The following is a 22,928-nucleotide window of genomic DNA, read 5'->3' as shown; positions in this document are numbered from 1 at the left end:
CGACGACATCCCGCAGCCGCACCGCCTGGCCGAACGTGGCTGGTAGTCCGAGCCTTTCAAGGCGGGTTGGGTTGGCGAGCAAGGGAAGACAACCTGACCGATCATAGGTATGATGTATTATCATTAACCACACGCCGGGCACGGCGAGAAGATAGGGAGACGCAAATGACCACCACCGCAACGAAACTCCGCCTTCCAGGCGAGGCGAACGCAGTTCTGCAAATGACATCGCTGAGCCAGACGGCCGCCGACGGACCGCTGATCGTCGCTTCCGGTAAGGGCAACCGTCTCATCGACATCGAGGGCCGCGAGTACATCGATGCTGTCAACGGTCTGTTCAATGTGAACATCGGCTACGGCCGGCCCGAGCTCGCGGAGGCCGCCGCCACCACGATGAAGCGGCTGAGCTTCGGCTCCAGTTACTTCGGCCGCACCACCGTCGAAGCCCTCGCACTGTCCGAGAAGCTGGCAAGCATCACGCCGGCAGGCATCGAACGGTTCTTCCTGACCGTCGGCGGTTCAGACGCGAACGACACTGCGATCAAGCTCATCCGTCACGCGAACGTCCTGGCCGGCAAGCCGGAGAAGATGCTCGTGATCGGACGCCGGGACGGCTTCCACGGCATGACCATCGGCGGTACCACGCTGACCGGTATCGACAACCTCCGCGACACGATCGGCCCCCTGATGCCGGGTGTCGTGCATATCGGTCAGCCCGGTCCGAACGGCGACAACGCCACCGCAGCCGAACTCGAGGCGAAGATCCTCGAACTGGGACCGGAGAACGTCGCGGCCTTCATCGGCGAGCCGATCTCACTTCCGCCGGGCCTGGCGATCCCGCCGGCCGACTACTGGCGCGCGATTCGAGAGGTGTGCTCGCGCTACGATGTTCGGCTGATCGCCGACGAGGTCATCAACGGCTTCGGCCGTACCGGCAAGATGTTCGCTAGTGAGCACTGGGACATCAACCCGGATGTGCTGACGATGTCCAAGGGCATCACCAGTGGTTACCTGCCGCTTGGTGCAGTGGGCATCCGCGAGGATCTCTACCAGCAGCTGCACGACAGCGACGGAATCATGCCTCACGGGTTCACCGGCGGTGGTCATGTCGTTGCCAGTGCCGTGGCGCTGGCCAACATCGACATCATCGAGAAGGAAGACCTGGCGGGGAACGCGGCTTCGGTCGGCGAGTACCTCAACGGTCAGCTGCACGAGTTCGCGAAGCAGCACTCGTCGGTGGTCGGCGTCCGGTCGCTGGGCATGCTCGCCGGATTCGATGTCGATGGTGCGCAGATCACCGGTGACGAGGCGACCGCGGCCAAGGCGGGGTACATCCTCACCGCAGAGCTCACCAACGCCGGGGTGCTCGTTCGCCCCTATGGCAACACCATGGTATTCGGCCCCGCCCTGTCGACCACCCGTGAGGACATCGACGAGATCCTCGGCCGTATCGGCGAGACCCTCGCACGTCTCCAGAAGTAGCATCGACGCTCCTCAGGCGCCCGACCACCCCGCGGTCGGGCGCCCGACCGCGTACCGAGCGGCGGCGACCGCCTGGATTCGTTCTGATCTGTGTCAGGAGTTCTGGAAGAGATCCGACAGCACCGATTGTCCGAAGACCAAGGCGGTCAGCGGAACTCGTTCATCAGGGCCGTGGAACATCCCGAGGAAGTCGAAGTCCCGGGCGAAGCAACAACGGACTGAAACCGAAGCCGCGGATTCCGATCGCCGCGAGAAACGCATTGTCGGTCCCACCGGGAACCAGGTACTGTGCGACGTCGGCTTCGGGACACTACTTCTGCAGTGAGTTCGCCATCGCCTCGACGATGGGACCGTCGAAGGTGGTCTCGGTACCCGCGACGTCGTGATAGATCTCGATGTCGAGCTTGGGTCCGGCGAGTTCGCGGTTACGCGCCAGCACCTCGTCACGTTGGCCGGGCAAGATCCGGACGTCAACGAATGCCGAGGCATCACCGGGCACGATATTCGCCATGTAACCCGCGTTGAACTGGGTGACGTTGGCGACGGTGAACAGTCCCGGATCACGAATGCCGCGCACGACCCGGTGGCCGCGGTGATCTCCTCGGGATCGGTGTCCGTCGTGAATCCACCGATCTCGCGCAGACGATCCAGAAGTGCCTCTGTCGTGGACTTCGCTGATGGCGGTGTCGACGCCGTCGAACACCCCGGGTGGTTCTCGATCATGTATAGCGAGCCCTGGCTGGAGTTGTCCTCTTCGTCAACGAAGAAGGCCAACACGATGTCCCGTTTGGGCCGGATGCCCTGACGGATGAGGTCGCGGACAGACGCCAACATCATGGCGGCCATGTCCATCATATCGACAGCTCCACGGCCCCAGAGCATTCCGTCCTTGATGACGCCCGTAAAGGGGTCGGCGGTCCACTGTGTGGGGTCCGCTGGGACGACGTCGAGATGGGCGTGGACGAGCAACGCCGGCAGGCTCGGGTCCTCACCGCGCCACCGCGCGATCACATTCGTCCGGCCGGGCGAGGCCTTCGCCGTACTTCTTGAGGACGTCGGCACACGCCGGGCGACGTCTCGAAGCTCGACATAGGTTGCGAAGTCGGAGGTGCAGCTCTCGGTCCGGACCGCGCCGAGCCCGAACTCGCGGACCACGAACTGGGCTTCTCGCCTGGAACCAGGACCAGTGGGAAGGCACGAAATATGGCCACCGCGGCCGTCATAACCGGGCAGTACTCGAGGTGGCCGTGTGCGGTGACCAGCAGGGCGTCGACGCCGGCTTCCGCCAACGCAGAGAAGACCTTCCGTTGGCGCAGTAGATATTCGGCGATCGGGAAGGGCAGGTCGGCGGGAGATTCCACTGCTGAGGAGGTCGTTCATCGCTCCTTGATAGGTTTGGGCGTTTCGGGCGCCAACACACTTGCCATCATACGTATGATGTATTACTAATAGGTGAGGTGCCGCGGGTGTTGACCGAGAGGAGGGCGGGGATGTCGAAACCGTGAGCGTCTCCGCGGCCGTGCCCGGTGTGTGCGTTCCGGTGGCCGGGATCGTCTTCCGGCTGCTACCTCTAGGTGGCCCCGCGGGAACCGAGTATGTCGTGGGTTGGTATCGAATCGCCTGACGCGTCCCCCTGTGAATCTATGACTGCCGCGGACTCGTCGCCCAAAATCCTTTTCTAGCAATAGAGTTGGCTGCGCGTCGTCGCGCCCAGTTATCGGCAAATCGCCGGGGAGACCTATCTCCTCGGCGATTTGTGCGTTCAAAACCGTTGGTGCACATCGTTTTCCGGGAATTAACAGGCGGACATATGCGTAACACATTTGATAGCAACACTATTGACCATCGCACGTGAGAGAATTACTCTCGCAGTGATCCGCACCACAGTGAAGCACCTGTGGGGCGGTTTCGCACAGACAGTCGGGTGCAAACTCTTGAACAGAGGACGTGGTCTGTGGCGTACCCCCTGAGGACGAACAAAGGACATCTCTGATGGCATCAATGTTGGACAGCGCAGTCCCTGCGCCGGGTGGACCGACGCGCCAGGAAGACCCGCCCCCGGGTGTGATGCGTAGGGCGATCACCGCCTCTGCGATCGGAAACGCCACCGAGTGGTACGACTACGGCGTCTACGCCGCCACCACCACCTACATCACCCAAGCCTTCTTCCCCGGCGATCTCGGCACCATCGGGACCATGCTGGGCTTCGCGATCTCGTTCGTGCTGAGGCCACTTGGCGGACTGATCTGGGGGCCGCTCGGCGACCGAATCGGCCGAAAAGCTGTGTTGGCCATGACGATCATCCTCATCTCCACGGCCACCGCCCTGATCGGCATCCTCCCGACCGAAGCTGTCGCAGGGATCTGGGCGCCGATCCTGCTGATCTTGGCCCGCGTCATCCAGGGCTTTTCGACCGGTGGTGAGTACGGCGGCGCGGCAACGTACATGGCGGAATTCTCGCCCGACGACAAGCGTGGACGCTTCAGCTCGTTCCTCGAGTTCGGGACCTGGGCCGGGCTCAGTGCCGGCACTCTGTTCGTGCTCCTGCTCGAATTGCTCCTCGACGACGCGCAGATGCAGGCATGGGGATGGCGCATCCCGTTCCTGGCGGCGTTGCCGCTCGGCCTCATCGGCATGTATCTGCGAAATCGCGTCGAGGACAGCCCGGTGTTCACCGAGCTCGCGGAGAGTGACGAGGTCCAGGTCCGGGCGAATACCGGGACGAAGTTCAAGGAGCTGCTGACCGCCTACTGGCGGCCGCTCCTGATCCTCTTCGTGATGGCGTCGGCGTGCAACGTCGCCGTGTACACCTTCTTGGCTTTCGCGCCGACGTATCTCAAGCAGACCATCGGCCTATCTGAAGCGTCGGGCTCGACGATCGTCCTGGTTGGCCAGCTGGTCATGATGGCGCTCATACCCCTGTTCGGCCGATGGTCGGATACGACGGGCCGGAAGCCGATGTGGTGGTTGTCGTTGGGGGGACTGTTCGTCCTGGCGTTCCCGATCGTCTGGCTCATGGACCAGGGCTTCGTCTGGGCGATGGTCGGATTCACTCTGATGGGTGTGCTGCTTGTGCCCATGTTGGCCACGCTCGCCGCCACGTTCCCGGCGATGTTCCCCACCCACGTGCGCTTCGCGGGTATGGCGATCGCCTACAACTTTGCCGCAGCGATCTTCGGTGGTACCGCCGGGCTCGTGAACGAAGCGGGAGTCGAGTCGACCGGGTGGAATCTGTTCCCGGCTGCCTACATGATGATCGCCTGTGCCGCTGGCATGGTCGGGCTGATATTCCTCAAGGAGACCGCGGGCGCTTCTCTTCGTGGCACTGCAATCCCGGAGCGGCCGAAGCCGCCGAATAGCTAGTCGAGTGGAGACCGCAGGATTGGGACAGGCGGATGTCAACGTCGAACGGCGGCGGCATCCGCCCTGTGGTCTGTTCGGATACCGCCGCTTCGGCAGGACGCAGGAGCCGTCTTGCCGTAAGATCATACCTATGATGTTATGGCCGCAATAGCGAGATGAAATCTCTAGGCATACAAGACAAATCGAGTACGAGGCACGCCTCATTGGCGACCTTGGGGCGAGGAAAGGAGCACCATCTTGGGTACCGCGCCGACTGCTGAGGCCACGCAGGCCGACCCCTTCGTCATGCCCACCGGGCGGAAGTGTCCGTTCGATCCGCCTGGGGAGCTCGCGGAGTTGCGAAAGACCGCGCCACTGAGCAGATTCCGATTCCCTGACGGTCACGTGGGCTGGTTGGTGACCAGTCACGAGCTGGCCCGAGCGGTGATGGGGGACCAGCGCTTCAGTCGTGGCGCATCCGGATCTCCACTTTCTCCCCCGGACAACCAAGCGGCAATCCTCTTCGACGCGATCTCGCGTGAGGGGTCATTCCCCGAAGCTGCACGCGCGCGAGCCGAGGTCTATCGCAATGAGGGACGCCTCCCAGACGCTCTGTGGGATCCGGAGATCATCCAGGCGCTGCACTCCGAGCCGCTGCCCAATATGCCGTACTCGAACATGGACCCGCCCAAACACACAAGAATACGTCGCCTTCTTACAGGGCATTTCACGGTCAAGAACGTGAACAGGCATCGAGAACGCATCGAAGAGATCGTCGAGGAGTGCCTTGATGCGTTGGAAGCGCACGGCGCTCCGGTCGACGTCGTCGAACCTTTCGCCGTCGCGATTGCCTCCCGGATGAGTTGTGAGATCCTGGGCATCCCGTCGGAAGAGCGCGAAACACTCGAGCGCCTCAGCGCGGTGCGGAACAAGCCCGGCGTCGGCGTCGAGGAGATCCTGGAGGCCAATCGGGGGCTCCGCGCATTCGCCGGCCACCTCATCGAACGGAAACGATCAGACCCGGGTGAGGACCTGGTAAGTGCGTTGCTGCGCAACGGCGACATGACCGACGACGAGCTGATGTCGGCGGTCGTGCTCCTGGAGCTCGCGGCCGTGCTCACCACCTCCACGACGCTGGCGTCCGGAATTGCTGCCCTTCTTCGTGACCGGGAACAGTGGAACAGACTCGTCGACGCCCCGGAGGACGTCGCAATCGTGGTCGAGGAGCTGTTGCGCTTCACCTCTGCCGTACAGGCTGCCGAGACGCGTACGGCCCTGGAAGATGTCGAGATCGGCGGAGAGGTCATCAAGGCCTACGAGCGGGTGGCGGTATCCCTGGCTGCGGCGAACCGCGACCCGGAACTGTTCGAGAATCCCGATGAATTCGATGTGAGCCGGCACGCGGGTAAGCACATGACCTTCGGTCATGGCGTGCATCAGTGCCTCGGGCAGCAGTTGGTCCGGTTGGAACTGCACATCGCGCTGACCGCGCTGGCGCGGCGGTTCCCCACGCTCGACCTGGCCGTTCCGGTCGACGAGATCGCTTGGCCCGTCGGCGATGTCGAGTTCTTCGGACCGCGCGAGCTGCCGGTCAAGTGGTAGGCGCGCCGCGCTGAAGTCTTCTGCAGGTGAGAACGCGTGGACGTATGACGTTGTCTCGCAAGCATTTTGTACTAGTGAGCAATTCAGGACCCGAAAGGATTCACATCGATGCGTATCGAGGTTGACGAGGAGAAGTGTGTGGGTGGCGGGCAGTGCGTGATGGCTGCCGCGGACTTGTTCGACCAGCGCGACGACGACGGCATCGTCATCCTGCTCGATGAGGCGCCGGGACCGGACCAGTATGAGGCCGCACGCGAATCGGCGATTCTCTGCCCTGCCGCTGCGATCCGGATCATCGAGTGACCGCCGGGCTCGACCATGTGGTCGTCGTCGGTGCGTCGGTGGCCGGCGTGACGGCAGTCGAGACGCTGCGCCGCCGCGGTTTCGGAGGTTCGATCAGCCTGATCGGTGCGGAGCCTCATCTTCCCTACGATCGGCCGCCGCTGTCCAAACAGGTTCTCACCGGCGCGTGGGACCTCTCTCGGGTGACCGTCCGTGACCAGGCGGCCGTCGACGAGCTGAACGTGGATCTGCGACTTGGCAAATGCGCGGTCGGTCTCGACACGGACGGCCGCGTGGTGGAGCTCGAGGACGGCGAACGATTCGGCTACGACGGTTTGATCATCGCGACGGGTGTCGCCCCGCGATACCTCGCTGCGGGACATGAGCTAGCGGGAGTGCACGTGTTACGCACCGTCGAGGACTCCCTCGCATTGCGTATGGACCTTCGCGCGGGGCGGCGACTGATCGTGATCGGGGCCGGATTCCTCGGCTGTGAGGTGGCTGCTGTGGCACGAACGGCAGGTCTTGAGGTAACCGTCGTCGATCCGGCACCGGTTCCGATGGGGCGGCAACTCGGCGATGTCATCGGAGCGTTCGCCACCGAGCTGCACCGTTCGCATGGAGTGGACATCCGTTGCGGCGTCGGCGTCCGTGGCCTGGTCGGCGAAAAGGCGGTCACCGGAGTTGAACTGGACAACGGCGAGGTGCTCGATGCCGACGCCGTACTCGTTGCGATCGGGTCGACCCCGTCGACCGAGTGGTTGAGTGACAGTGGACTCACCATAGACAATGGCGTCGTCTGCGATGCAACGTGCCGTGCCGCACCGGGTGTGTACGCCGCCGGAGACGTGGCCCGGTGGTGGCACGCCACTCTTGGAACCCATGTTCGCGTGGAACATCGCATGAACGCCACTGAGCAGGCTATCGCCGCGGCGACCAATCTGCTGGGTGCAGACACCCCGTTCACGCCGATCCCGTACTTCTGGACCGACCAGTACGACGTCAAGATCCAAGCCTTCGGGACATTCGGCCAGGGCGCCGTGCCGGTCATCACTCAGGGCGGTCTCGACGAAGGGCGGTTCATCGCCCGGTATGTGCTCGACAACCGAGTGACGGGCGTACTCGCCTGGAACATGCCGAAGGAGATCCGCACCGAGCGCAGGATCGTCGGCGAGTTGGCACTCGTCCCCGCGCAGGGCTTACTCCAGGCCTGATATCGAACGGGGCGGTGTTCCTCCAGCCCAGTCGAATTCGAGGAGCAATGTGGACATTCGGCGGTTGAAGCTGCTCCGAGAATTCGCCGACCGTGGCTCGGTCGGGGCGGTGGCCGACGCCGTGCACATGACGCATTCGGCGGTGTCTCAGCAACTCAAGGTCCTCGCCGCCGAGGCCGGGGTGGCGCTGCTCGAGAAAAGTGGGCGCGGGGTGCGGCTCACCGCCGCCGGCAGTGCGTTGGTGCTGCACGCCGACGAGATCATTGCCGCGATGGACCGCGCCGTCGAAGAGATGGCAGCGTACCGATCGGGCCGGGTACCGGTGCGGGTGGCGATGTTTCCCTCTGGCGCAACACTGTTGCTTTCTGAGGTTCTGACCGCCGCTGACGACCTCGGTGTCGCCGTGTCGGCGTCCCACCTCGTCGTCAGATACCCCGATGCCCCGGGAGCGCTCGCGGACTTCGACCTCGTGGTCACCGACCGCGACGAACGAACGGAACCATTGGCACTGGAACGGTTGGTGCGCACCGAACTCATGCGAGAGCCGCTCGAGGTGATCGTCGACCGGCGGTCGCACCTCGCACACATGGGCGAGGTGACGCCACACGATCTGGCAGGCAGCGAATGGATCGGTGTCGAAGGTGGGTGTGCGGTTGACGACGGGCTCCGGTCGACCTTTGCGGTCACCGGTGTGGTCCCACGAGTGACCCAACGGATGATGGACTTCACCACGATAGAGGCGCTCGTAGCCGCCGGCCGGGGTGTCGCCATGTTGCCCCGGTCCGCGATCAGGCATCCCGGTGTCCAAGCGGTGACGGTCAGGGGCATCCGGGCGGCCAGGGTGTACGAGGCTCTGCATCGCCCACACCCACGAACTGCGGTGCGGGCCATCTCCAATGTCCTCGCGGAGGTCTGCGCAAAGCGGACCGACCATGGCACGTTTCTGGTCGGGGTTCGAGCCTGATGACATCTGGTGGTCACACGATCGATCTAGGCCCGTCCGACGGCTCGGGTGGCGTGCGTGCGATCTGTTGTCCAGCTGCGGGATCGTTGGGTCGCGGATCAACGACACGACGGCGGATCGCGACGACAATCGCGAGGCTCGGCGTGGCCACGGCGATGTACACGGGGAAGGCCGCCTCCGCGAAAGTCCACGACTGGAGGGTCAGAACGGTGATGATCCCGTTTGTTCCGGCGGCGAAGTAGAAGGCGGCGCTTTCGGTCTCGGGTGACCGCCATGCTTTGATCAGGGTGGGTACAGCGGCGGCAGCGTCGGCGAGTATCGACATCAGGATGGCTGTGTCCGGGTCGTCGAGGATGAGCCACATGGCGACCGCACTACCGGCGATCGCGCCGCAGACGATGTCGAATGGACGGATCCGCCACGACGCGTGTGGACTGAGAAATGAACACGCGAAGACGAGCATCGGTGCGATGGTGACCGAAAACGTCATCAGAGCAGAGAGCCCGACCCCTTGAGCGATCTGTGCGCAGAAGGCGATCAGCGGTACAACGGCCCAGAGGAACCAACTGACCCGGTTAGGTCGAATGCCGCCGTCGAGAACCGCGCGCGCGAGAAAGAGGCTCGCGATGATCGAGATCGCCGTACCGAGAAGTACGAATCGAGGATCGATCATCGTCAGATGAAGCCCTTGAATCCCTTGCGGTGCAATCCATTGACGAAGAACTCCACCAGCGAGGTGAAGTCGAAGACGGGAAGGCCGGTGGCCCGCTGTACGGCGGCTGCGTAGGCGGGCAGTTCGGAGCATTCCAAGAGGAGGGCTCCGATGCTGGGATTCTCGGCCACGAGCTTTTCCGATGCACTGACCACCTCGGCGCGAATGGCCGGGATATCCGCGGTACCGGTGCATGAGACGAACGCGTCGTTGAACGCGGCGGCGTCATCGAGGCCGGCAATGACCAAACGCTCACCGTCATGATGTAATCCGGCGTCGGTCAAGAATTCTGGGGTCATCGTCTTGCTGCTCGCGGTGACGACTCCCAGCGAGTTGTGCTGAGGGAGCATCGCTTGCAGTATGGGCACCAGCAGGAGACTGGACAACGGGGCGGGTACGCGGACGGCGTCCTGGACCGCCCGCTGATAACGGAGCATGAAGCCACAGTTCGCTGTGATCACCTGCGCGCCTTCGGCTTCGAGAGCGCGAGCCGCCAGGATCACGGTCTCCGTGTGGTCCTGCGACGGTGTCAGGGTCAGCAGCTCCTCGGTGATCAGCCCGGTGAGATGCCGATAGCGGACAGGGGCATTCCAGGTCGATGCGTTGCCGACGCTCCCCGGGATGAATGGCGCCATGTCGTCGATCAGCATGATCCCGATGGGCGCGCCGTAACCGGTTCGATCACTCAAGGCCACCACGTCTAGGTGGTCTGAATCAACATACATATGATGATGCTATCTATAGCGGGGTTGCGCCGCAACAGATGAACGACCACGTTCAGAGCGCACTCTGCGGGGTTGTCCGCCATGGGGCGGTGGTGGCGACTTGGTTGCGCCGCAGCAGGTTCAAGGCCCGGCCACCGCGCGAACCCGGCCACTTGCCGGACAGGGGGTGGGGCCGGGTTCCGCTGGGTGCCAGGAAATTATCCCGTTCAGGTTGACGACCCGCACATCATACGTATTATCTTTCTCACCCGTTGGGCCGAACTACAGGCGGACCAGCGACGCACAGCGTCGTGCGACGAACCAACCGGTCCCGGGGCGGCATCGCGCTTCTGCGTGCTCCGAAGCCGCCACCCGGTACTTCATTCCGAGAAGAGGAACATCATGTCCCACAAGGCTCTTGGCCGTGCACGACGACTGGCATCACGACGTTCGAGTGTCACCGCAGCTGCCGCGCTCGTCTGTGCGGTGGCCCTGACGGTGTCGGGTTGTGGCGGCTCATCGGACAAGGAATCGGCCCTCGATGAGCTGAAGTCGTCGGGCACAGTTCGGATCGCCGTCGCGGACGCACTCCCGGTCTCGGGTGCTGATGCCAAGCCGACCGGCTATGTGCCCGAGGCGGCGCAGCTCGTGTTCAAGAAGATGGGCATCGGCAATGTGGAGACCGTGCCCATGGACTTCGGTGCCATGATCCCCAGCCTTCAGTCCGGACGAGTGGATGCCGTGGCGGGTGGGCTCACGATCACCCCGGAACGGTGCGGGGCAGTCAGCTTCTCCGGACCGACCATGAACTTCTCCCTCGACGACCTCGTCGTCCGGGCTGGTAACCCCCAGAACCTCAGGACATTTGAAGATGTGGCGAAGGCGGGACTCGAACTCGGCGTGGTTTCGGGCACGCTCAACGGGAAGCTTGCCGAGAGCCACGGTGTGCCTGCCTCGAAGATCAAGAACTTCAACGACGTTGCGACGCTCCTCGATGCCGTCAAGGTGGGCCGAATCCCCGTCGGCACCTACGACAACACAACCCTGGGGTACCTGCTTTCCAAGCCGGCATATTCGGGGCTCGTCATCCCGGATGTGTCGGCCGAGGAAGCCGAGCGACGCCAGACCTACTCGGTTGCTGTGGCCTTTGCGAAGGACGCCGGCGATCTCGCCGATGCGTTCACGACGGCGCAGACCGAAGTGATCAGCGAGGGCGGTTTCGGTCCGATCGCCGAACAGTGGAGCCTGCCGGCGAGTACGGTCCCGGGCCCGTATACGGCCACCACCGAGCAGCTCTGCTCTGAGTAGGCCGACAGCTGTACGCCGACAGGGCATCTCGTAGGCGACTCGGAGGAATCGCATGAACCTTGACCAGCTGGAATTGCTCGCCCGCGGCACGATGGTGACCGTCACGGTCACCCTGGGTGCCTGTGTCCTGGCCGGGGCGGTGGCGCTGATCGCAGGCCTCGGTCGCACCTCCGGAATCAGGGTTGTACGAACGGCGGCGACCATATTCATCGAGGTCTTTCGCGGCACGTCTGCGCTGGTGCAGCTGTATGTCGCGTTCTTCGTCCTGCCGCTGTTCGGGTTGGAGATGTCGCCGATGGTCGCAGGCATTCTGGCGCTCGGGCTCAACGGCGGCAGTTACGGGGCGGAGATCGTCCGCTCTGGTCTCGCGGCGGTGCCGGCGGGGCAGCGAGAGGCCGCCACGGCTCTCGACATGCCCCGCCTGCAACAGCTCCGGCATGTGATCCTCCCGCATGCGATGGTCATCATCCTGCGTCCGGCGGGCAATCTGATGATCGATCTGCTGAAGGCCAGTTCTCTGGTCTCACTGATCACCCTCGCCGACCTCACCTTTCAGGGCGAGATGATCCGGAGCGCCACAGGAGAAACCGCGAAGGTCCTGGTCGCACTGCTCGTCATCTACTTCGTGCTCTCGTCGGTGATCGCATGGGGGATCAATCTCGCCGAGCGTCGGGTGCGCCGTGGACTCGACGTCGTCGTCCGCAGCACTGACAGCGATACCGCAAAGGTAGGTGTGTAGACGTGGAGTGGGATTGGGCATTCGTCTGGGAGATCCTCCCGGCACTTCTGGACGGTCTGAAGGTGACGGTCCTCGCGACCCTCGGCGGCTCGCTGGTCGCCCTGGTTCTGGGCTTGATATGGGCGATCGGGCGCCGGAGTCCGATCAAGCCCCTCTCGGTAGGTATCGCTGGTTTCACGGAGTTCATCCGTCGCACGCCGCTGCTGGTGCAGTTGTACTTCTTCTTCCTCGTCATGCCGACGATGGGGGTGACACTCTCGGCGCTGACTGTCGGGATCGTCGCGATCGGCCTGCATTACAGCACCTACACCGGCGAGATCTACCGTGCGGGGATCAATTCCATCGGCAAGGGGCAGTGGGAAGCTGCCCACGCGCTGGACTTCTCGACACCCAAGACGTGGGCGCACGTGATCCTGCCGCAGGCGGTTCCGAAAGTGATCCCGTCACTGGGCAACACAGTGATCCAGATGTTCAAGGAGACCGCCCTCTTGTCGGCGATCACGGTGCAAGAGCTGATGTGGGTTGCCCAGGACATCGGCACGACCACCTACATCTACACGGAACCGCTCCTCACCGCGGCTTTCCTCTACCTGGTCATCAGTTACGGCTCGAGCCTCATCGTCCGCGGACTCGAGCGCCGGTTCTCGCAGGGCCGCCCGGCCTTGGTCAAGTCCGTCTAACGAGGAATCTCACCATGATCGAGTTTCAGAATGTTCACAAGAGCTTTGGCGAGGTCTCGGTACTCAACGGTCTCGACCTGAAGGTCGACACCGGGGAAAAGCTCGCCATCATCGGGCCGAGTGGCTCCGGTAAGACCACCATCCTGCGCCTGCTCATGGGACTGGAGCGGCCGACGTCTGGGCAGATCCTGCTCGATGGCGAGCTGGTGTGGGACGAGCCAGGGAAGTCCGAGGAGTCCCACTTGCACCGGGCACGACGCCGCATGGGGTTCGTGTTCCAGCACTTCAACCTGTTCCCTCACATGACGGTGTGGCGGAATGTCGCTGCGGGCCTGCTGTACACGCGCAAGACGCAGAAGGATGCCGCTCGCCAGCGGGCGATCGAGCTCCTCGAGATGGTCGGTCTGGCCGACAAGGCTGACCGCTATCCGTCTCAGCTGTCGGGTGGCCAACAGCAACGTGTCGCCATCGCGCGGGCGCTCGCGATGGATCCCGATGTCATGCTCTTCGACGAGCCCACGTCCGCGCTGGACCCTGAACTCGTGGGTGATGTCCTGCGCGTCATCGCTGATGTCGCGCGGTCATCGAACACGACGATGCTCTTGGTCACCCATGAGATGAGGTTTGCGCGACTGATTTCGGACCGGGTGGCGTTCTGTGACGGAGGCAAGGTCGTCGAGCTCGCTCCGCCCGAGGATCTGTTCACCAACCCGACACATGAACGGACGCAACGTTTCCTCGACTCCGTGCTCAACCCGCTCGACGGCACCGAAGAGCTCCGGACCTGACCGGTCAGGAGACCTCGAGTGCTCGGCGCGCGGCGTCCGCGACACCGCCCCGGTACAACGGTCCGTGTCCGGCCAGCAGCAGGTCGGCGTCGAGTCCGGTGAACCGTTCGACGCTGCGTCGTGCGGTGGCCTCGTCGTGCTGGAACGGCGACGGGATGCACTGTGGTCCGGTGATCGCAGACACCGCGTGACCGCTGACCAGGGCATCGCCGGAGACCAGCGCCTCGCCGTCGGCCACCAGAAAGGCGCTGTGCCCGTCGGTGTGCCCGTGGCTGGCCACCGGCACCGGTGAACCCGGCAGGTCGAGGGTCTCCGGGAACGCCGTTGCCGCAGACAGTCCGGCGCGGCTCAACACGCCCAGGGGCATCGTCTTCGCGAGCCACGACCACAGGCGTCGAGTGCCGGCCAGCGGGGCGAGGTCCAGCGCGTTGGCCTGCTGGAGATGGTGACGCAGGGCGTGATCGACCTCGACGGGATCCATGTGGACCGGGAATCCGTACCGCGACTGCAACTTCGCGAGCCCGCCGAGATGATCGACGTGCGCGTGGGTGAGGAGCGCGCCGCGGATGTCCTCGGGGCGTCGGCCGATCCGGTTGATCGACTCGACGACCTGCCCGGCCTGCCCGGGATAGCCGCCGTCGATGAGCGTGAGCTCACCGTCCTCCTCCAGCAGCACCCAGTTCACGACGTCGGTTTGGACGAAATGCGTTGTCGACGAGTCACCGTCGATGCGCGTGATCTCCATCGGCCGGGTGGTGCGGAGGGGTGATCGCATCGGTCACTTTCGGACGACGAGGACGAACGGTCCCACTTCGGTGACCTCGAATCGCGGGTCGTCGAAGACCGTGGGATCGAAGGTGACGGTGTAGCGCTTCACATTCGGGTCGTTGGGGTAGACGTCCTCGGCCAGGCGCAGCGTGTAACCGTCGGCGCTGTACCGGAACAGGAAGACGTTGGGCGCCTTCCACGGTGACTCGTCGAGGTGCCGGACCAACTGATCGGCGTCGTCGGACTTCGCCCACCGTGCGATGGCGGCGGCGCGCTTGTCGAACTCGGCCAGCGGGTTGGCGTAGTGGGAGGTCAGTCCCTGGAAGCCCCAGTACGGGTAGATCGACAGGAACCCGAAATCGGCGGTGAGGACGACGTTCTCGGTCGGCGGTCGGCCGGTCTGCTCGCCGATGAGTTCGTCGATCTCGGCGAAGTACGACTCGGCGCCGGCCGGACGTTCGTCCGCACGCTTTCCGTAACCGTCGGTGTCGGTGTACGCCGTGGTGATCTCCGTACCGAGATGGCCGGGGATGCTCTGTGCCGCTGCGATCGCGGCGAGCACGGCCACCGCGCCCACGACGACGCGGACGTCGCCGAACCTGCCCACGGCCCAGTGCCCGATGTCGACGACGCCGAAGACACCGGCCGCGGCGAGCGCGCACACGAGGATCGGTTCGAGCCGGAAGGACAGCAGGGTGGTGCCCATCGCGGTCATCAGCATCGACAGCAGGCAGAAGAGGTACACCGTGATCACGGTGGCGCCCATGGCCACCGCGACCGTGCGCGTCCGGAAGCGCAGCAGGATCCACAGCAGGCCGATCAGCGTGATCGCGCCGACGAGGTTGACGCCGAACATGGGCAGCGGGAACACCGCTCCACGTTCAGGGAGGTAGTGCTCGGCGGTCCCTCCGCTCGCCGGAGCGCTGGACAGGCGCTTGAGCAGATACGGCGCCCAGACCAGCAGCGCGATCGCTCCGGCGATCACACCCACCGAGACGAGACGGCCGACGACGGCGACCACGATCTCGCGACGGTGCGCGCGAACGGCCTCGTGCGGGGTCGACTTGTTCCCCGCGGCCAGCCAGCCCAGGAGGATGAAGTAGCACGCCAACACGATCGCCGTGAGTGCGAAGAGCCCGGTGTAGAGGGTGTACGTCGCGGCCGAGATGCCCAGGAACACACCGGCGGCGATCACCGCAGGCCAACTCGTCGCACCGCGCAGCGGTCCGGCCGGGCCGTCGGCGGCACGCGTGCGACCTCGCAGCGCGTAGGTGAGGACGATCATCATCGGTACACCGACGATCACGAGGATCGCGGCATACGGCTCCGGCGACGCGTACAGCAGCGCCATCGTGGTCACCGCGAGTCCCAGCGCCACACCACGATCCGCACCGAACATCCGATTGAACAGGATGACGCCGAGTGCCGCGGCCACCGCCATCGACACGATCGCCCAGGGCTTGTAGGCCTCCCACCCGGGCTGGCCGAGCAGATTCGCGAACCGGCCGCCCCACCAGAACCAGCCGGCCGGGTAGTACGGCGGCAGGTCGGGGTAGGTCATGTCCGCGAGCCGAGGACTCGACGTCATCCGCGTCAGGTACTCGGTGCGGAACTCCTGGTCGACCGACAGGCCGAACAGATAGAGACGCGTTGCCCCCAGGGGCATTCCGATGGTGACCGTCACGAACGCCGACATCGCCGCCGCCGACAGGAACGGGATGAACACCCGAGCCCTGCCGTAGCGGTACAGCAGCGCGACGACCACCAGCACCGCGATCGCGAGGACCTGGCCGGCGGTCGTCAGCGACCGGGTGACGTTCGACGAGTTGAAGGCCGGCCAGTTGACGGTTTCGATCGCCTTGAGACCGACGATCGACACCACCGCACCGACCACCACCGCCGTCAGCAGGAGCAGCGCCGTCCGACCCAGGCGTGCTGCCGTGGTCGGACCGGGGTCTGCTTCCCGAGGCGCGGTCGTGGGGTCCTGGCGGTCGGCGCTCACGGAAGTCGTCATCGCTCGCAATCGCAGTCGGCGTCGAGGGCTGCTAGACGGGCAGCTTACGGAAGATCGGGCGCGGGATGTGGCGCAGAACCATCATGATGTAGCGGAAAGGCCCGGGGACCCAGACGATTTCCTTGCCCTTGGTGGCCGCGGCGACCGCAAGGCGACCCACGTCTTCCTTCTCGACGGTCAGCGGCGCCTCCTTGACGTGCGCCGACAGTCGCGTGCGGACCTGACCCGGACGGATCACGAGGACGCGAGGACCGAAGGGCCGCAACGCCTCGCCGAGCCCGAGGTAGAAACCGTCGAGGCCGGCCTTGGTGGAGCCGTAGACGAAGTTGCTGCGACGGACGCGCTCACCGGCGACCGAGCTCATCGCGATGATCTGGCCGTGGCCCTGGGCGCGCATCTTCTCGCCGAGCAGAACACCGACGGAAACCGCTGCCGTGTAGTTGATCTGGGCTTCGGCGACCGCGAGGCCGTGGTCCTGCCACGCCTGCTCGTCGTCGCCCTGGATGCCGAAGGCGACGATCGCCACGTCGACGTCACCGTCGGCGAAGGCCTTCTCGATCACGTCGCGGTGGGTGTCGGTGGCGCGGGCGTCGAAATCGATGACGCTGACCTCGGTGGCGCCGGCCGTCTTGGCCTTCTCGACCGCGGCCTCGACGGACGGGTCACCCGGCAGGGCGGCGAGGATGACCCGGGCCGGACCCTTGCTCAGATACTCGGCGGTGATGGCGAGCCCGATCTCCGAGCTCCCGCCCAGGACCAGGATGGACTGTGGGACGCCGACGGCGTTCATCATCGTGGGTCTTCTCGCTTTCGGTGGTCTGCGCCCGGTGGGCCGCAGAGGTGGTATGGAGGTCGGAACCGGTTGTGGGTCAGGCGAGTTCGAGTCGACGGCCCATGTCGGACATGAACACCCGGTTGGGGTCGATCCGACGACGCGTGGCGATCCACTCGTCGATGCGCGGGTACATCGCGTGGAAGTTCGCCGCCGAGGTCCGCGAGTCCTTCGCGGTGTAGAGGCGTCCGCCCATGCCCATCACCCGGCGGTCGAGATCGTTGAGGAACTCGGCGAGCCCGGCCTTGACCGGGAAGTCGAGGCAGACGTTCCAGCCCTTGAACGGGAAGCTGAGCGGCGCCTTGTTGCCGTCGCCGAACAGCTTGATCACGTTGAGGAAGCTGACGTGCCCCGATGCCTGGATGTGCTCGATGAGGTTGGTGAACTCGGCCTCGTTGCCGGTGGGCACGATGAACTGGTACTGGCAGAATCCCCCGCCGCGACCGTAGGCGTTGTTCCAGTCACCGAACACGTCGAGCATGTGGTAGAACTGCGCCAGATTCTTGACCTTGCCCTCGCTGGGCGGGCCGATCCGGTAGTACGCCTCGCCGACCGCCGAGAAGCTGAGCTTGTTGGCCAGCCCGCGCGGGAAGACGTCGGGGAACCGCACGAGCGGCTTGTTGTTGAACGACAGCGGGTTGTCGCGGTACTTCTCCGGCAGCTCGTCGACGCGCGCGAGGTTGCCGCGCGAGAAGGTGCCGCGGCCGAGTTTCGGCGGTGCGCTGATGGTGTCGAACCAGCCCGAGGCGTACTCGTAGCCGTCCTCGAAACCGTCCTGCAGGTGCAGGTCGAGCGTCTCCTGCAGCGACCCGGTGCGCGCGGTGTCGGCGATGAAGTAGGCGCTCTCGGTGCGCTTCATCTGGATCTTCGCGCGCAGCACGATGCCGGTGAGGCCGATGCCGCCGACCGTCGCCCAGAACAGTTCGCCGTTCGGGTCGTCGCCGGAGCCGTCCGGGGTGAGCGTCAGGATGCGACCGTCGGCCACGAGGAGCTGCATCTCGACGACGTGGTTGCCGAAGCTGCCCTGGCTGTGGTGGTTCTTGCCGTGGATGTCGTGCGCGATCGCGCCACCCACGGTGACCTGACGCGTACCCGGGAGCACCGGCACCCAGAGGCCGTGCGGGAGCGCGGCCTGCATGAGGGTGTCGAGGGAGACGCCGGCGTCGAGGTCGACCGTCGCGGTCTCGGAGTCGATGGCGTAGATCCTGGTCAGCGGGGTCATGTCGATCGTGAGACCGCCGCTGTTCTGGCCGGACTCGTTGTACGAACGGCCGAGACCGCGGGCGATGACACCGCGCTTGAGGTAGTCCGGCTTGTCCGCGTTGTCGTCGGCGACGCGGGCGACCGCCTCGGCGATGACCTCGGGATACGGCGTGGACAGCACGTGACCCTCGATCGGGGTGGTGCGAGACCAACCCACCAGCTTGCGGGTCGTGATCGGCAACAACTCTTCAGTAGACATCGGTGAAGAGAGTACTCGGCCGCCGTGGGCCGACGATGAGAGACGACCTGCGACAGGCGTCGCACGTTCCCGGTGCCGTGGTGTCGGGCTACCGCAGCACGCCGAGTTCGGCGCGTCCCAGCACCGCGGCCGCCGCGTTACGGCCCGGGATACCGCTCACGCCTCCGCCGCGTCGTGCGCCGGCGCCACAGAGCAGCAGTCGTGGGTGGCGGGTCTCCACACCCCAGGTGCCGACCTCTGTCGCCGTCTCGGCCCAGGGCCATCGCAGCGACTGGTGGAAGATGTTGCCGCCGGGCAGCCCGAGCACCTCTTCGAGGTCCTGCGGCGTCTTCGTCTCGATACACGGGCGGCCGTCGAGATCGTGGGCGATGACGTTCTGGATCGGCTCGGCCAGGAGCATGTTCAGCGAGGCGAAGGTCGCGCCCACCGCGTGCTCGACGGCGCCCGGCTCGTCGAAGACGTCGGGCGGCATGTGCAGCCCGAACAGTGTGAGCGTGTGTTTGCCGTCGAGTTCGGGTCCGAGGATGGACCGGTCGGAGAGGGTGTGGCAGTAGATCTCGCACGGCGGCAGTTCCGGGACCTCACCGCGCGCGGCCTGCCGCCAGGCCTCGTGGAGCTGGCTCGCGGTCTCGTTGATGTGGAAGGTGCCTGCGAACGCCGCCTCCGGTGACACCGATTCGTCGCGCAACCGGGGGAGACGGTCGAGGAGGAGGTTGATCTTCAGCTGCGAACCCCGGGGGTGCGCCTCGCATGCGATCGGCTCGTCGAGCAGCGTGTTGAGGACCTGTGGAGCGCAGGCGGCGTAGAGCATCGAACCGCGGACGGTGCGTGTGCCGTGGGCGCGGTCGGAGTATTCGACGGTTCCGTCGGCGGGGTCGACGCCGGACACGGTGACCCCCGTGCAGATCTCGGCGCCCGCCGACGTCGCGGCCTGGTACAGCGCGCCCGAGACCGCCCCCATGCCGCCGACCGGGACGTCCCAGTCGCCGGTCCCGCCGCCGATCACGTGGTAGAGGAAGCAGATGTTCTGCCGCAGCGACGGGTCGTCGAGGTCGGCGAACGTGCCGATCAGGCCGTCGGTGGCGGCGATACCGCGCAGCAGGTCGTGATCGAAGTACTGGCCGAGCAGCGTGCCGAGCGGCAGCGTGGTGAGCGCCTCCCACAGCTCGGCGTCGGAGGTGTCGGTGCCGACCGCGAGTTCGTGCATGTCGGCGGCGGTGCGCAGGGGCTCGGTGAGGGTCGGGAAGACGCGCCGGGCGATGGTGCCGACGCGGCGGTAGAACGACTGCCACGCAGTGAAGGCGGCGTTGGAGTAGCCGACGGCGTCGGCCCCGACGCGATCGGCGCGGATCACCCGGCGGAAGGATTCCGCGGTCGCGTCGTCGTCCCGGGTGTCGATGAGGATGCCGCGCGTGGGGTCCGACGGCAGCGGTGTGTACGACGAGTAGCGGCGTCGGATCAGCGAGATGTCGAGGTCGAGGTCGGCGATGATCTCGCGGGGCATCAGCGAGACCAGATACGAGAACCGCGACAGCTGGGCCGCGAGACCGGGGAAGGGCATCGCCGAGACAGTTGCCCCGCCGACGTGATCCGCCTTCTCCAGGACGAGGACCCGGCGGCCGGCGCGCGCGAGATAGGCGGCAGCGGTCAGGCCGTTGTGTCCGGCGCCGATGATGACGTCGTCGTAAGAAGCAACTGCGGTGCCCGTCGATCCTGTGCCCATCGAATAAAGGGTCTCAGATCGACGGACACCGCAGAGGCGTCCTGCAATTCTCGGGTCAGCGCAGGATGCGGGCCACGAACGGGGTGGAGTCCTTCATCGAGGCCAGAACCGCACTGGAGTGGTCGTCCTCGGGGTAGACGAACAGCTCGACGGGCTGGTTGTTGGCCTTCATCTGTGCGTAGAGCGACAGCGCCGACGGTGCCGGCACATCGACGTCACGCAGGCCCTGGCCCAGGAAGATCGGGCGGTCGTAACCCTTGTACGGCGTCGCCATGTACTTGTGCAGCGCCGGGCTCAGACCCGGGATCGACATCAGCGGTGCGCGGAACCAGGTCCGAACGTCGTCACCGGCGAGGGACTTCTTGAGGATCGGGTAGCAGGTGGTGCGACCCTCAGCCAGGCGTGCGATGCCCTTCGGCGTCATGACCTTGGTGATGTTCATGTCCGGACGGGTGTCGTTGAACCCGGCCAGGATGTAGGCGGTGTAGGCGTTCAGGCCGCCCGGCAGGTTCACCGGCGGGACGACCGGTCCCAGGTTCTGGTACAGGTACTCGAGGTTGGCCGGGATGCCGGTGGCGACGACGCCGCGGTAGTCCAGACCCGATCCACGGCTGAACTCGGTGGCGTAACGAGCACCGTTCAGCGCGGCTGCCGCGCCCTGCGACTGACCGATGATCGCCCAGCGCTTGGCGAACGGCAGATCCATCTGATGCGACGCGACGACGATGTCGACGATCGCGTGCGCCGCGGTGACGCCGTTCAGGTAGGCCATCAGGCCCGGGGTGCCCAGACCGACGTAGTCGGCGGCGACGACGGCGTAACCCTGCTGGAGCCAGTGGCCCAGGTACTTCTGGTCGCGCTCACTGCGCGGGAACGCCGACGGCGTGCAGTCGTCGTTCATGCCGACGGTGCCGTGCGCCCACGAGATGATCGGCCAGCCACCGGCCGGGGCCTTGCCCTTGGGCAGGAACACCGCACCGGTGCCCGTCGCCATCTTGCCGTGCTGGTTCAGCGACGAGTACTGGATGCGGTACGCGTCACCGGCCGCGGGGAGGTTGAGCTCGTCGGCGAGCGGAACCTTGGCGATGAGGGTCCCCGCCTTGGCCGGGATCGGGCCGGAGTACTCGGTGACATCCAGACCGGACCAGTTCGGGATGCCGACGGAGACCGTGTCATCCGCGTGTGCCGGCGCGGTCGATCCGAGTGCGAGCAGAACCATGCCGAGGCCGGTGATGACGGAGACGAGTGTTCGCGTGGTGCGCGACACCGGTGATCTGGACGTGAGGGCAGACATGTTCAGAACAGTAAAGGCACTTATGCGCCTCGTACACCTCGGGGCGGCGACTATTCGTGCCGTACCCGAGCGGTTTCCGTGCCGCTGCCGGTTTCCAGTTTGGTCTCGGCGGAGCGAACGGGGGTCACCGCCGACCTATCCTTGACGTGTGGACATCCCCTCGGTCGAGCTCAGCAACGGTCAGTCGATTCCTCTCGTGGGACTCGGGACCTACAACATGCTCGGCCGGCCGTGCATCGGCGCGGTCAGCGCCGCACTCAAGGCGGGATACCGACTCCTCGACACCGCTCCCCGATACAGCAACGAGCTCAGTGTCGGCATGGGCGTGCACGGTTCGGGCATCGCTCGTGACGAGGTCATCATCCAGACCAAGCTCAGCGGCGGCGACCAGGGGTTCGACGAGGCGATCAACGCGGCCAAGGAGAGTGCGCGGCGGCTCGGTGTCGGCTACATCGACGTCTACCTGATCCATTGGCCGTGCCCGAGTCTCGGACGCACGGTCGACTCATGGAAGGCGTTGCTCACCCTGGCCGACGAGGGCTACGTGCGTACTCCCGGAGTCTCGAACTTCAAACAGCACCAGCTCCAGACACTCTTCGACGAGACCGGACGCTGGCCGGTGCTCAACCAGATCCAGTGCTCACCGGCGCTGCCACGGACCGAGCTCCGCGAATTCATGGCGGAGAACGGGATTCACGCGCAGGCTTGGCATCCGACCGGCCGCAAGGAAGGCGTCCTGGGCGACCCGGTGATCCTGCGGATCGCCCGTAAGTACGGCAAGTCGCCGACGCAGATCGCGCTGCGGTGGGCGGTGCAGCAGGGCATCAGCGTGGTGCCGAAGTCCTCGCACGCCGGCCGCCAGCTCGAGAACGCCGACCTCTTCGACTTCGTCCTCGACGACGCGGACCTCGCCGACCTCGCCTCCCTGGACCGCGGCGAACGAGCCGCCCGCGACTCGGACGTCGACGAGGAGTTCTAGGTCCCGCTCGTTGAGTAGGCGAGGAGCTTGCGACGAGCC

20 protein-coding genes and 1 pseudogene are annotated in these 22,928 nt (G+C 65.3%); 11 read left to right on the top strand and 10 right to left on the bottom strand.

What is annotated here, in order from left to right; genetic code table 11:
* Positions 1-165 precede the first annotated feature (165 nt).
* Complete coding sequence (locus OK17_RS08430; protein WP_461417182.1) at positions 166-1,482, top strand: aminotransferase family protein; 1,317 nt, start codon at positions 166-168, stop codon at positions 1,480-1,482.
* A 310-nt stretch (positions 1,483-1,792) separates the two neighbouring features.
* Here OK17_RS08430 and OK17_RS08425 read toward each other — a convergent pair whose 3' ends face one another.
* Together OK17_RS08425 and OK17_RS08420 are read right to left on the bottom strand one after the other, a co-directional pair.
* Complete coding sequence (locus tag OK17_RS08425) at positions 1,793-2,059, bottom strand: peptidase dimerization domain-containing protein (RefSeq protein WP_461417181.1); 267 nt, start codon at positions 2,057-2,059, stop codon at positions 1,793-1,795.
* Positions 2,060-2,199: 140 nt separating this feature from the next.
* Positions 2,200-2,862 (bottom strand): annotated as a pseudogene (locus OK17_RS08420) (M20/M25/M40 family metallo-hydrolase); the annotation flags it as partial.
* A gap of 687 nt (positions 2,863-3,549) precedes the next feature.
* On the opposite strand from OK17_RS08420, the gene OK17_RS08415 reads away from it, so the two are divergent.
* The 5 genes from OK17_RS08415 to OK17_RS08395 all read left to right on the top strand — a co-directional run bounded on the left by OK17_RS08415 (position 3,550) and on the right by OK17_RS08395 (position 8,886).
* On the top strand, positions 3,550-4,845 hold the full coding sequence (locus OK17_RS08415) for an MFS transporter (RefSeq protein ID WP_461417183.1): 1,296 nt from the start codon (positions 3,550-3,552) through the stop codon (positions 4,843-4,845).
* Positions 4,846-5,241: 396 nt separating this feature from the next.
* Positions 5,242-6,426, top strand: coding sequence for a cytochrome P450 (locus OK17_RS08410; protein ID WP_461417180.1), 1,185 nt, complete (start codon positions 5,242-5,244; stop codon positions 6,424-6,426).
* Between the two features lie 108 nt (positions 6,427-6,534).
* Positions 6,535-6,729 (top strand): ferredoxin, encoded by a 195-nt coding sequence (locus OK17_RS08405; protein WP_461417179.1) that lies wholly within the window; start codon positions 6,535-6,537, stop codon positions 6,727-6,729.
* A complete protein-coding gene (locus tag OK17_RS08400) occupies positions 6,726-7,922 on the top strand; it encodes an NAD(P)/FAD-dependent oxidoreductase (RefSeq protein ID WP_461417178.1) in 1,197 nt (398 codons plus the stop codon). Before OK17_RS08405 ends, OK17_RS08400 begins: the two co-directional genes overlap by 4 nt.
* Before the next feature lie 49 nt (positions 7,923-7,971).
* A complete protein-coding gene (locus OK17_RS08395; RefSeq protein WP_461417177.1) occupies positions 7,972-8,886 on the top strand; it encodes a LysR family transcriptional regulator in 915 nt (304 codons plus the stop codon).
* 13 nt (positions 8,887-8,899) lie between these two features.
* Here the strand turns inward: OK17_RS08395 and OK17_RS08390 are convergent, their stop codons facing one another.
* On the bottom strand, positions 8,900-9,559 hold the full coding sequence (locus OK17_RS08390) for a hypothetical protein (RefSeq protein WP_461417176.1): 660 nt from the start codon (positions 9,557-9,559) through the stop codon (positions 8,900-8,902).
* 2 nt (positions 9,560-9,561) lie between these two features.
* Positions 9,562-10,323, bottom strand: coding sequence for an aspartate/glutamate racemase family protein (locus OK17_RS08385; RefSeq protein ID WP_461417175.1), 762 nt, complete (start codon positions 10,321-10,323; stop codon positions 9,562-9,564).
* Positions 10,324-10,704: 381 nt separating this feature from the next.
* On the opposite strand from OK17_RS08385, the gene OK17_RS08380 reads away from it, so the two are divergent.
* From OK17_RS08380 to OK17_RS08365, 4 genes are read left to right on the top strand one after another with little or no spacing between them, the layout of a single operon-like run.
* Positions 10,705-11,610 (top strand): transporter substrate-binding domain-containing protein, encoded by a 906-nt coding sequence (locus OK17_RS08380; protein WP_461417174.1) that lies wholly within the window; start codon positions 10,705-10,707, stop codon positions 11,608-11,610.
* A gap of 52 nt (positions 11,611-11,662) precedes the next feature.
* On the top strand, positions 11,663-12,349 hold the full coding sequence (gene ehuC / locus OK17_RS08375) for an ectoine/hydroxyectoine ABC transporter permease subunit EhuC (protein ID WP_461417173.1): 687 nt from the start codon (positions 11,663-11,665) through the stop codon (positions 12,347-12,349).
* Positions 12,350-12,351: 2 nt separating this feature from the next.
* The gene (gene ehuD / locus OK17_RS08370; protein ID WP_461417172.1) at positions 12,352-13,029 is read left to right on the top strand and encodes an ectoine/hydroxyectoine ABC transporter permease subunit EhuD; all 678 of its coding nucleotides are present in this window, start codon (positions 12,352-12,354) and stop codon (positions 13,027-13,029) included.
* Positions 13,030-13,043: 14 nt separating this feature from the next.
* On the top strand, positions 13,044-13,817 hold the full coding sequence (locus tag OK17_RS08365) for an amino acid ABC transporter ATP-binding protein (RefSeq protein WP_461417171.1): 774 nt from the start codon (positions 13,044-13,046) through the stop codon (positions 13,815-13,817).
* Positions 13,818-13,821: 4 nt separating this feature from the next.
* Here the strand turns inward: OK17_RS08365 and OK17_RS08360 are convergent, their stop codons facing one another.
* The 6 genes from OK17_RS08360 to OK17_RS08335 all read right to left on the bottom strand — a co-directional run bounded on the left by OK17_RS08360 (position 13,822) and on the right by OK17_RS08335 (position 21,910).
* A complete protein-coding gene (locus OK17_RS08360) occupies positions 13,822-14,592 on the bottom strand; it encodes an MBL fold metallo-hydrolase (protein ID WP_461417170.1) in 771 nt (256 codons plus the stop codon).
* A 3-nt stretch (positions 14,593-14,595) separates the two neighbouring features.
* A complete protein-coding gene (locus tag OK17_RS08355) occupies positions 14,596-16,599 on the bottom strand; it encodes a galactan 5-O-arabinofuranosyltransferase (RefSeq protein WP_461417169.1) in 2,004 nt (667 codons plus the stop codon).
* Positions 16,600-16,630: 31 nt separating this feature from the next.
* Complete coding sequence (locus OK17_RS08350) at positions 16,631-17,392, bottom strand: decaprenylphospho-beta-D-erythro-pentofuranosid-2-ulose 2-reductase (protein WP_461417168.1); 762 nt, start codon at positions 17,390-17,392, stop codon at positions 16,631-16,633.
* A 76-nt stretch (positions 17,393-17,468) separates the two neighbouring features.
* Positions 17,469-18,893 (bottom strand): FAD-binding protein, encoded by a 1,425-nt coding sequence (locus tag OK17_RS08345; protein WP_461417167.1) that lies wholly within the window; start codon positions 18,891-18,893, stop codon positions 17,469-17,471.
* 88 nt (positions 18,894-18,981) lie between these two features.
* Entirely contained in the window at positions 18,982-20,616 is a 1,635-nt protein-coding gene (locus OK17_RS08340; protein ID WP_461417166.1) for a phytoene desaturase family protein, read from the bottom strand.
* Between the two features lie 55 nt (positions 20,617-20,671).
* Entirely contained in the window at positions 20,672-21,910 is a 1,239-nt protein-coding gene (locus OK17_RS08335) for an alpha/beta hydrolase family protein (protein ID WP_461417165.1), read from the bottom strand.
* 148 nt (positions 21,911-22,058) lie between these two features.
* On the opposite strand from OK17_RS08335, the gene OK17_RS08330 reads away from it, so the two are divergent.
* Positions 22,059-22,889, top strand: a complete 831-nt coding sequence (locus tag OK17_RS08330) for an aldo/keto reductase (RefSeq protein WP_461417164.1) — start codon at positions 22,059-22,061, stop codon at positions 22,887-22,889.
* Positions 22,890-22,928 lie beyond the last annotated feature (39 nt).

This window comes from Gordonia sp. GN26 (assembly GCF_054823965.1).
This window is presented reverse-complemented; position numbering and strand designations above follow the sequence as displayed.

What these genes read in the sequence shown, in the direction of transcription:
- OK17_RS08365 (WP_461417171.1), top strand. Translation starts at nt 13,044, where the DNA reads ATGATCGAGTTTCAGAATGTTCACAAGAGCTTTGGCGAGGTCTCGGTA.
- OK17_RS08405 (WP_461417179.1), top strand. Translation starts at nt 6,535, where the DNA reads ATGCGTATCGAGGTTGACGAGGAGAAGTGTGTGGGTGGCGGGCAGTGC.
- ehuC (WP_461417173.1), top strand. Translation starts at nt 11,663, where the DNA reads ATGAACCTTGACCAGCTGGAATTGCTCGCCCGCGGCACGATGGTGACC.
- OK17_RS08385 (WP_461417175.1), bottom strand. Translation starts at nt 10,323, where the DNA reads ATGTATGTTGATTCAGACCACCTAGACGTGGTGGCCTTGAGTGATCGA.
- OK17_RS08350 (WP_461417168.1), bottom strand. Translation starts at nt 17,392, where the DNA reads ATGATGAACGCCGTCGGCGTCCCACAGTCCATCCTGGTCCTGGGCGGG.
- OK17_RS08360 (WP_461417170.1), bottom strand. Translation starts at nt 14,592, where the DNA reads ATGCGATCACCCCTCCGCACCACCCGGCCGATGGAGATCACGCGCATC.
- OK17_RS08345 (WP_461417167.1), bottom strand. Translation starts at nt 18,893, where the DNA reads ATGTCTACTGAAGAGTTGTTGCCGATCACGACCCGCAAGCTGGTGGGT.
- OK17_RS08415 (WP_461417183.1), top strand. Translation starts at nt 3,550, where the DNA reads ATGCGTAGGGCGATCACCGCCTCTGCGATCGGAAACGCCACCGAGTGG.
- OK17_RS08335 (WP_461417165.1), bottom strand. Translation starts at nt 21,910, where the DNA reads ATGTCTGCCCTCACGTCCAGATCACCGGTGTCGCGCACCACGCGAACA.
- OK17_RS08380 (WP_461417174.1), top strand. Translation starts at nt 10,705, where the DNA reads ATGTCCCACAAGGCTCTTGGCCGTGCACGACGACTGGCATCACGACGT.
- OK17_RS08340 (WP_461417166.1), bottom strand. Translation starts at nt 20,616, where the DNA reads ATGGGCACAGGATCGACGGGCACCGCAGTTGCTTCTTACGACGACGTC.
- OK17_RS08430 (WP_461417182.1), top strand. Translation starts at nt 166, where the DNA reads ATGACCACCACCGCAACGAAACTCCGCCTTCCAGGCGAGGCGAACGCA.
- OK17_RS08355 (WP_461417169.1), bottom strand. Translation starts at nt 16,599, where the DNA reads ATGACGACTTCCGTGAGCGCCGACCGCCAGGACCCCACGACCGCGCCT.
- OK17_RS08390 (WP_461417176.1), bottom strand. Translation starts at nt 9,559, where the DNA reads ATGATCGATCCTCGATTCGTACTTCTCGGTACGGCGATCTCGATCATC.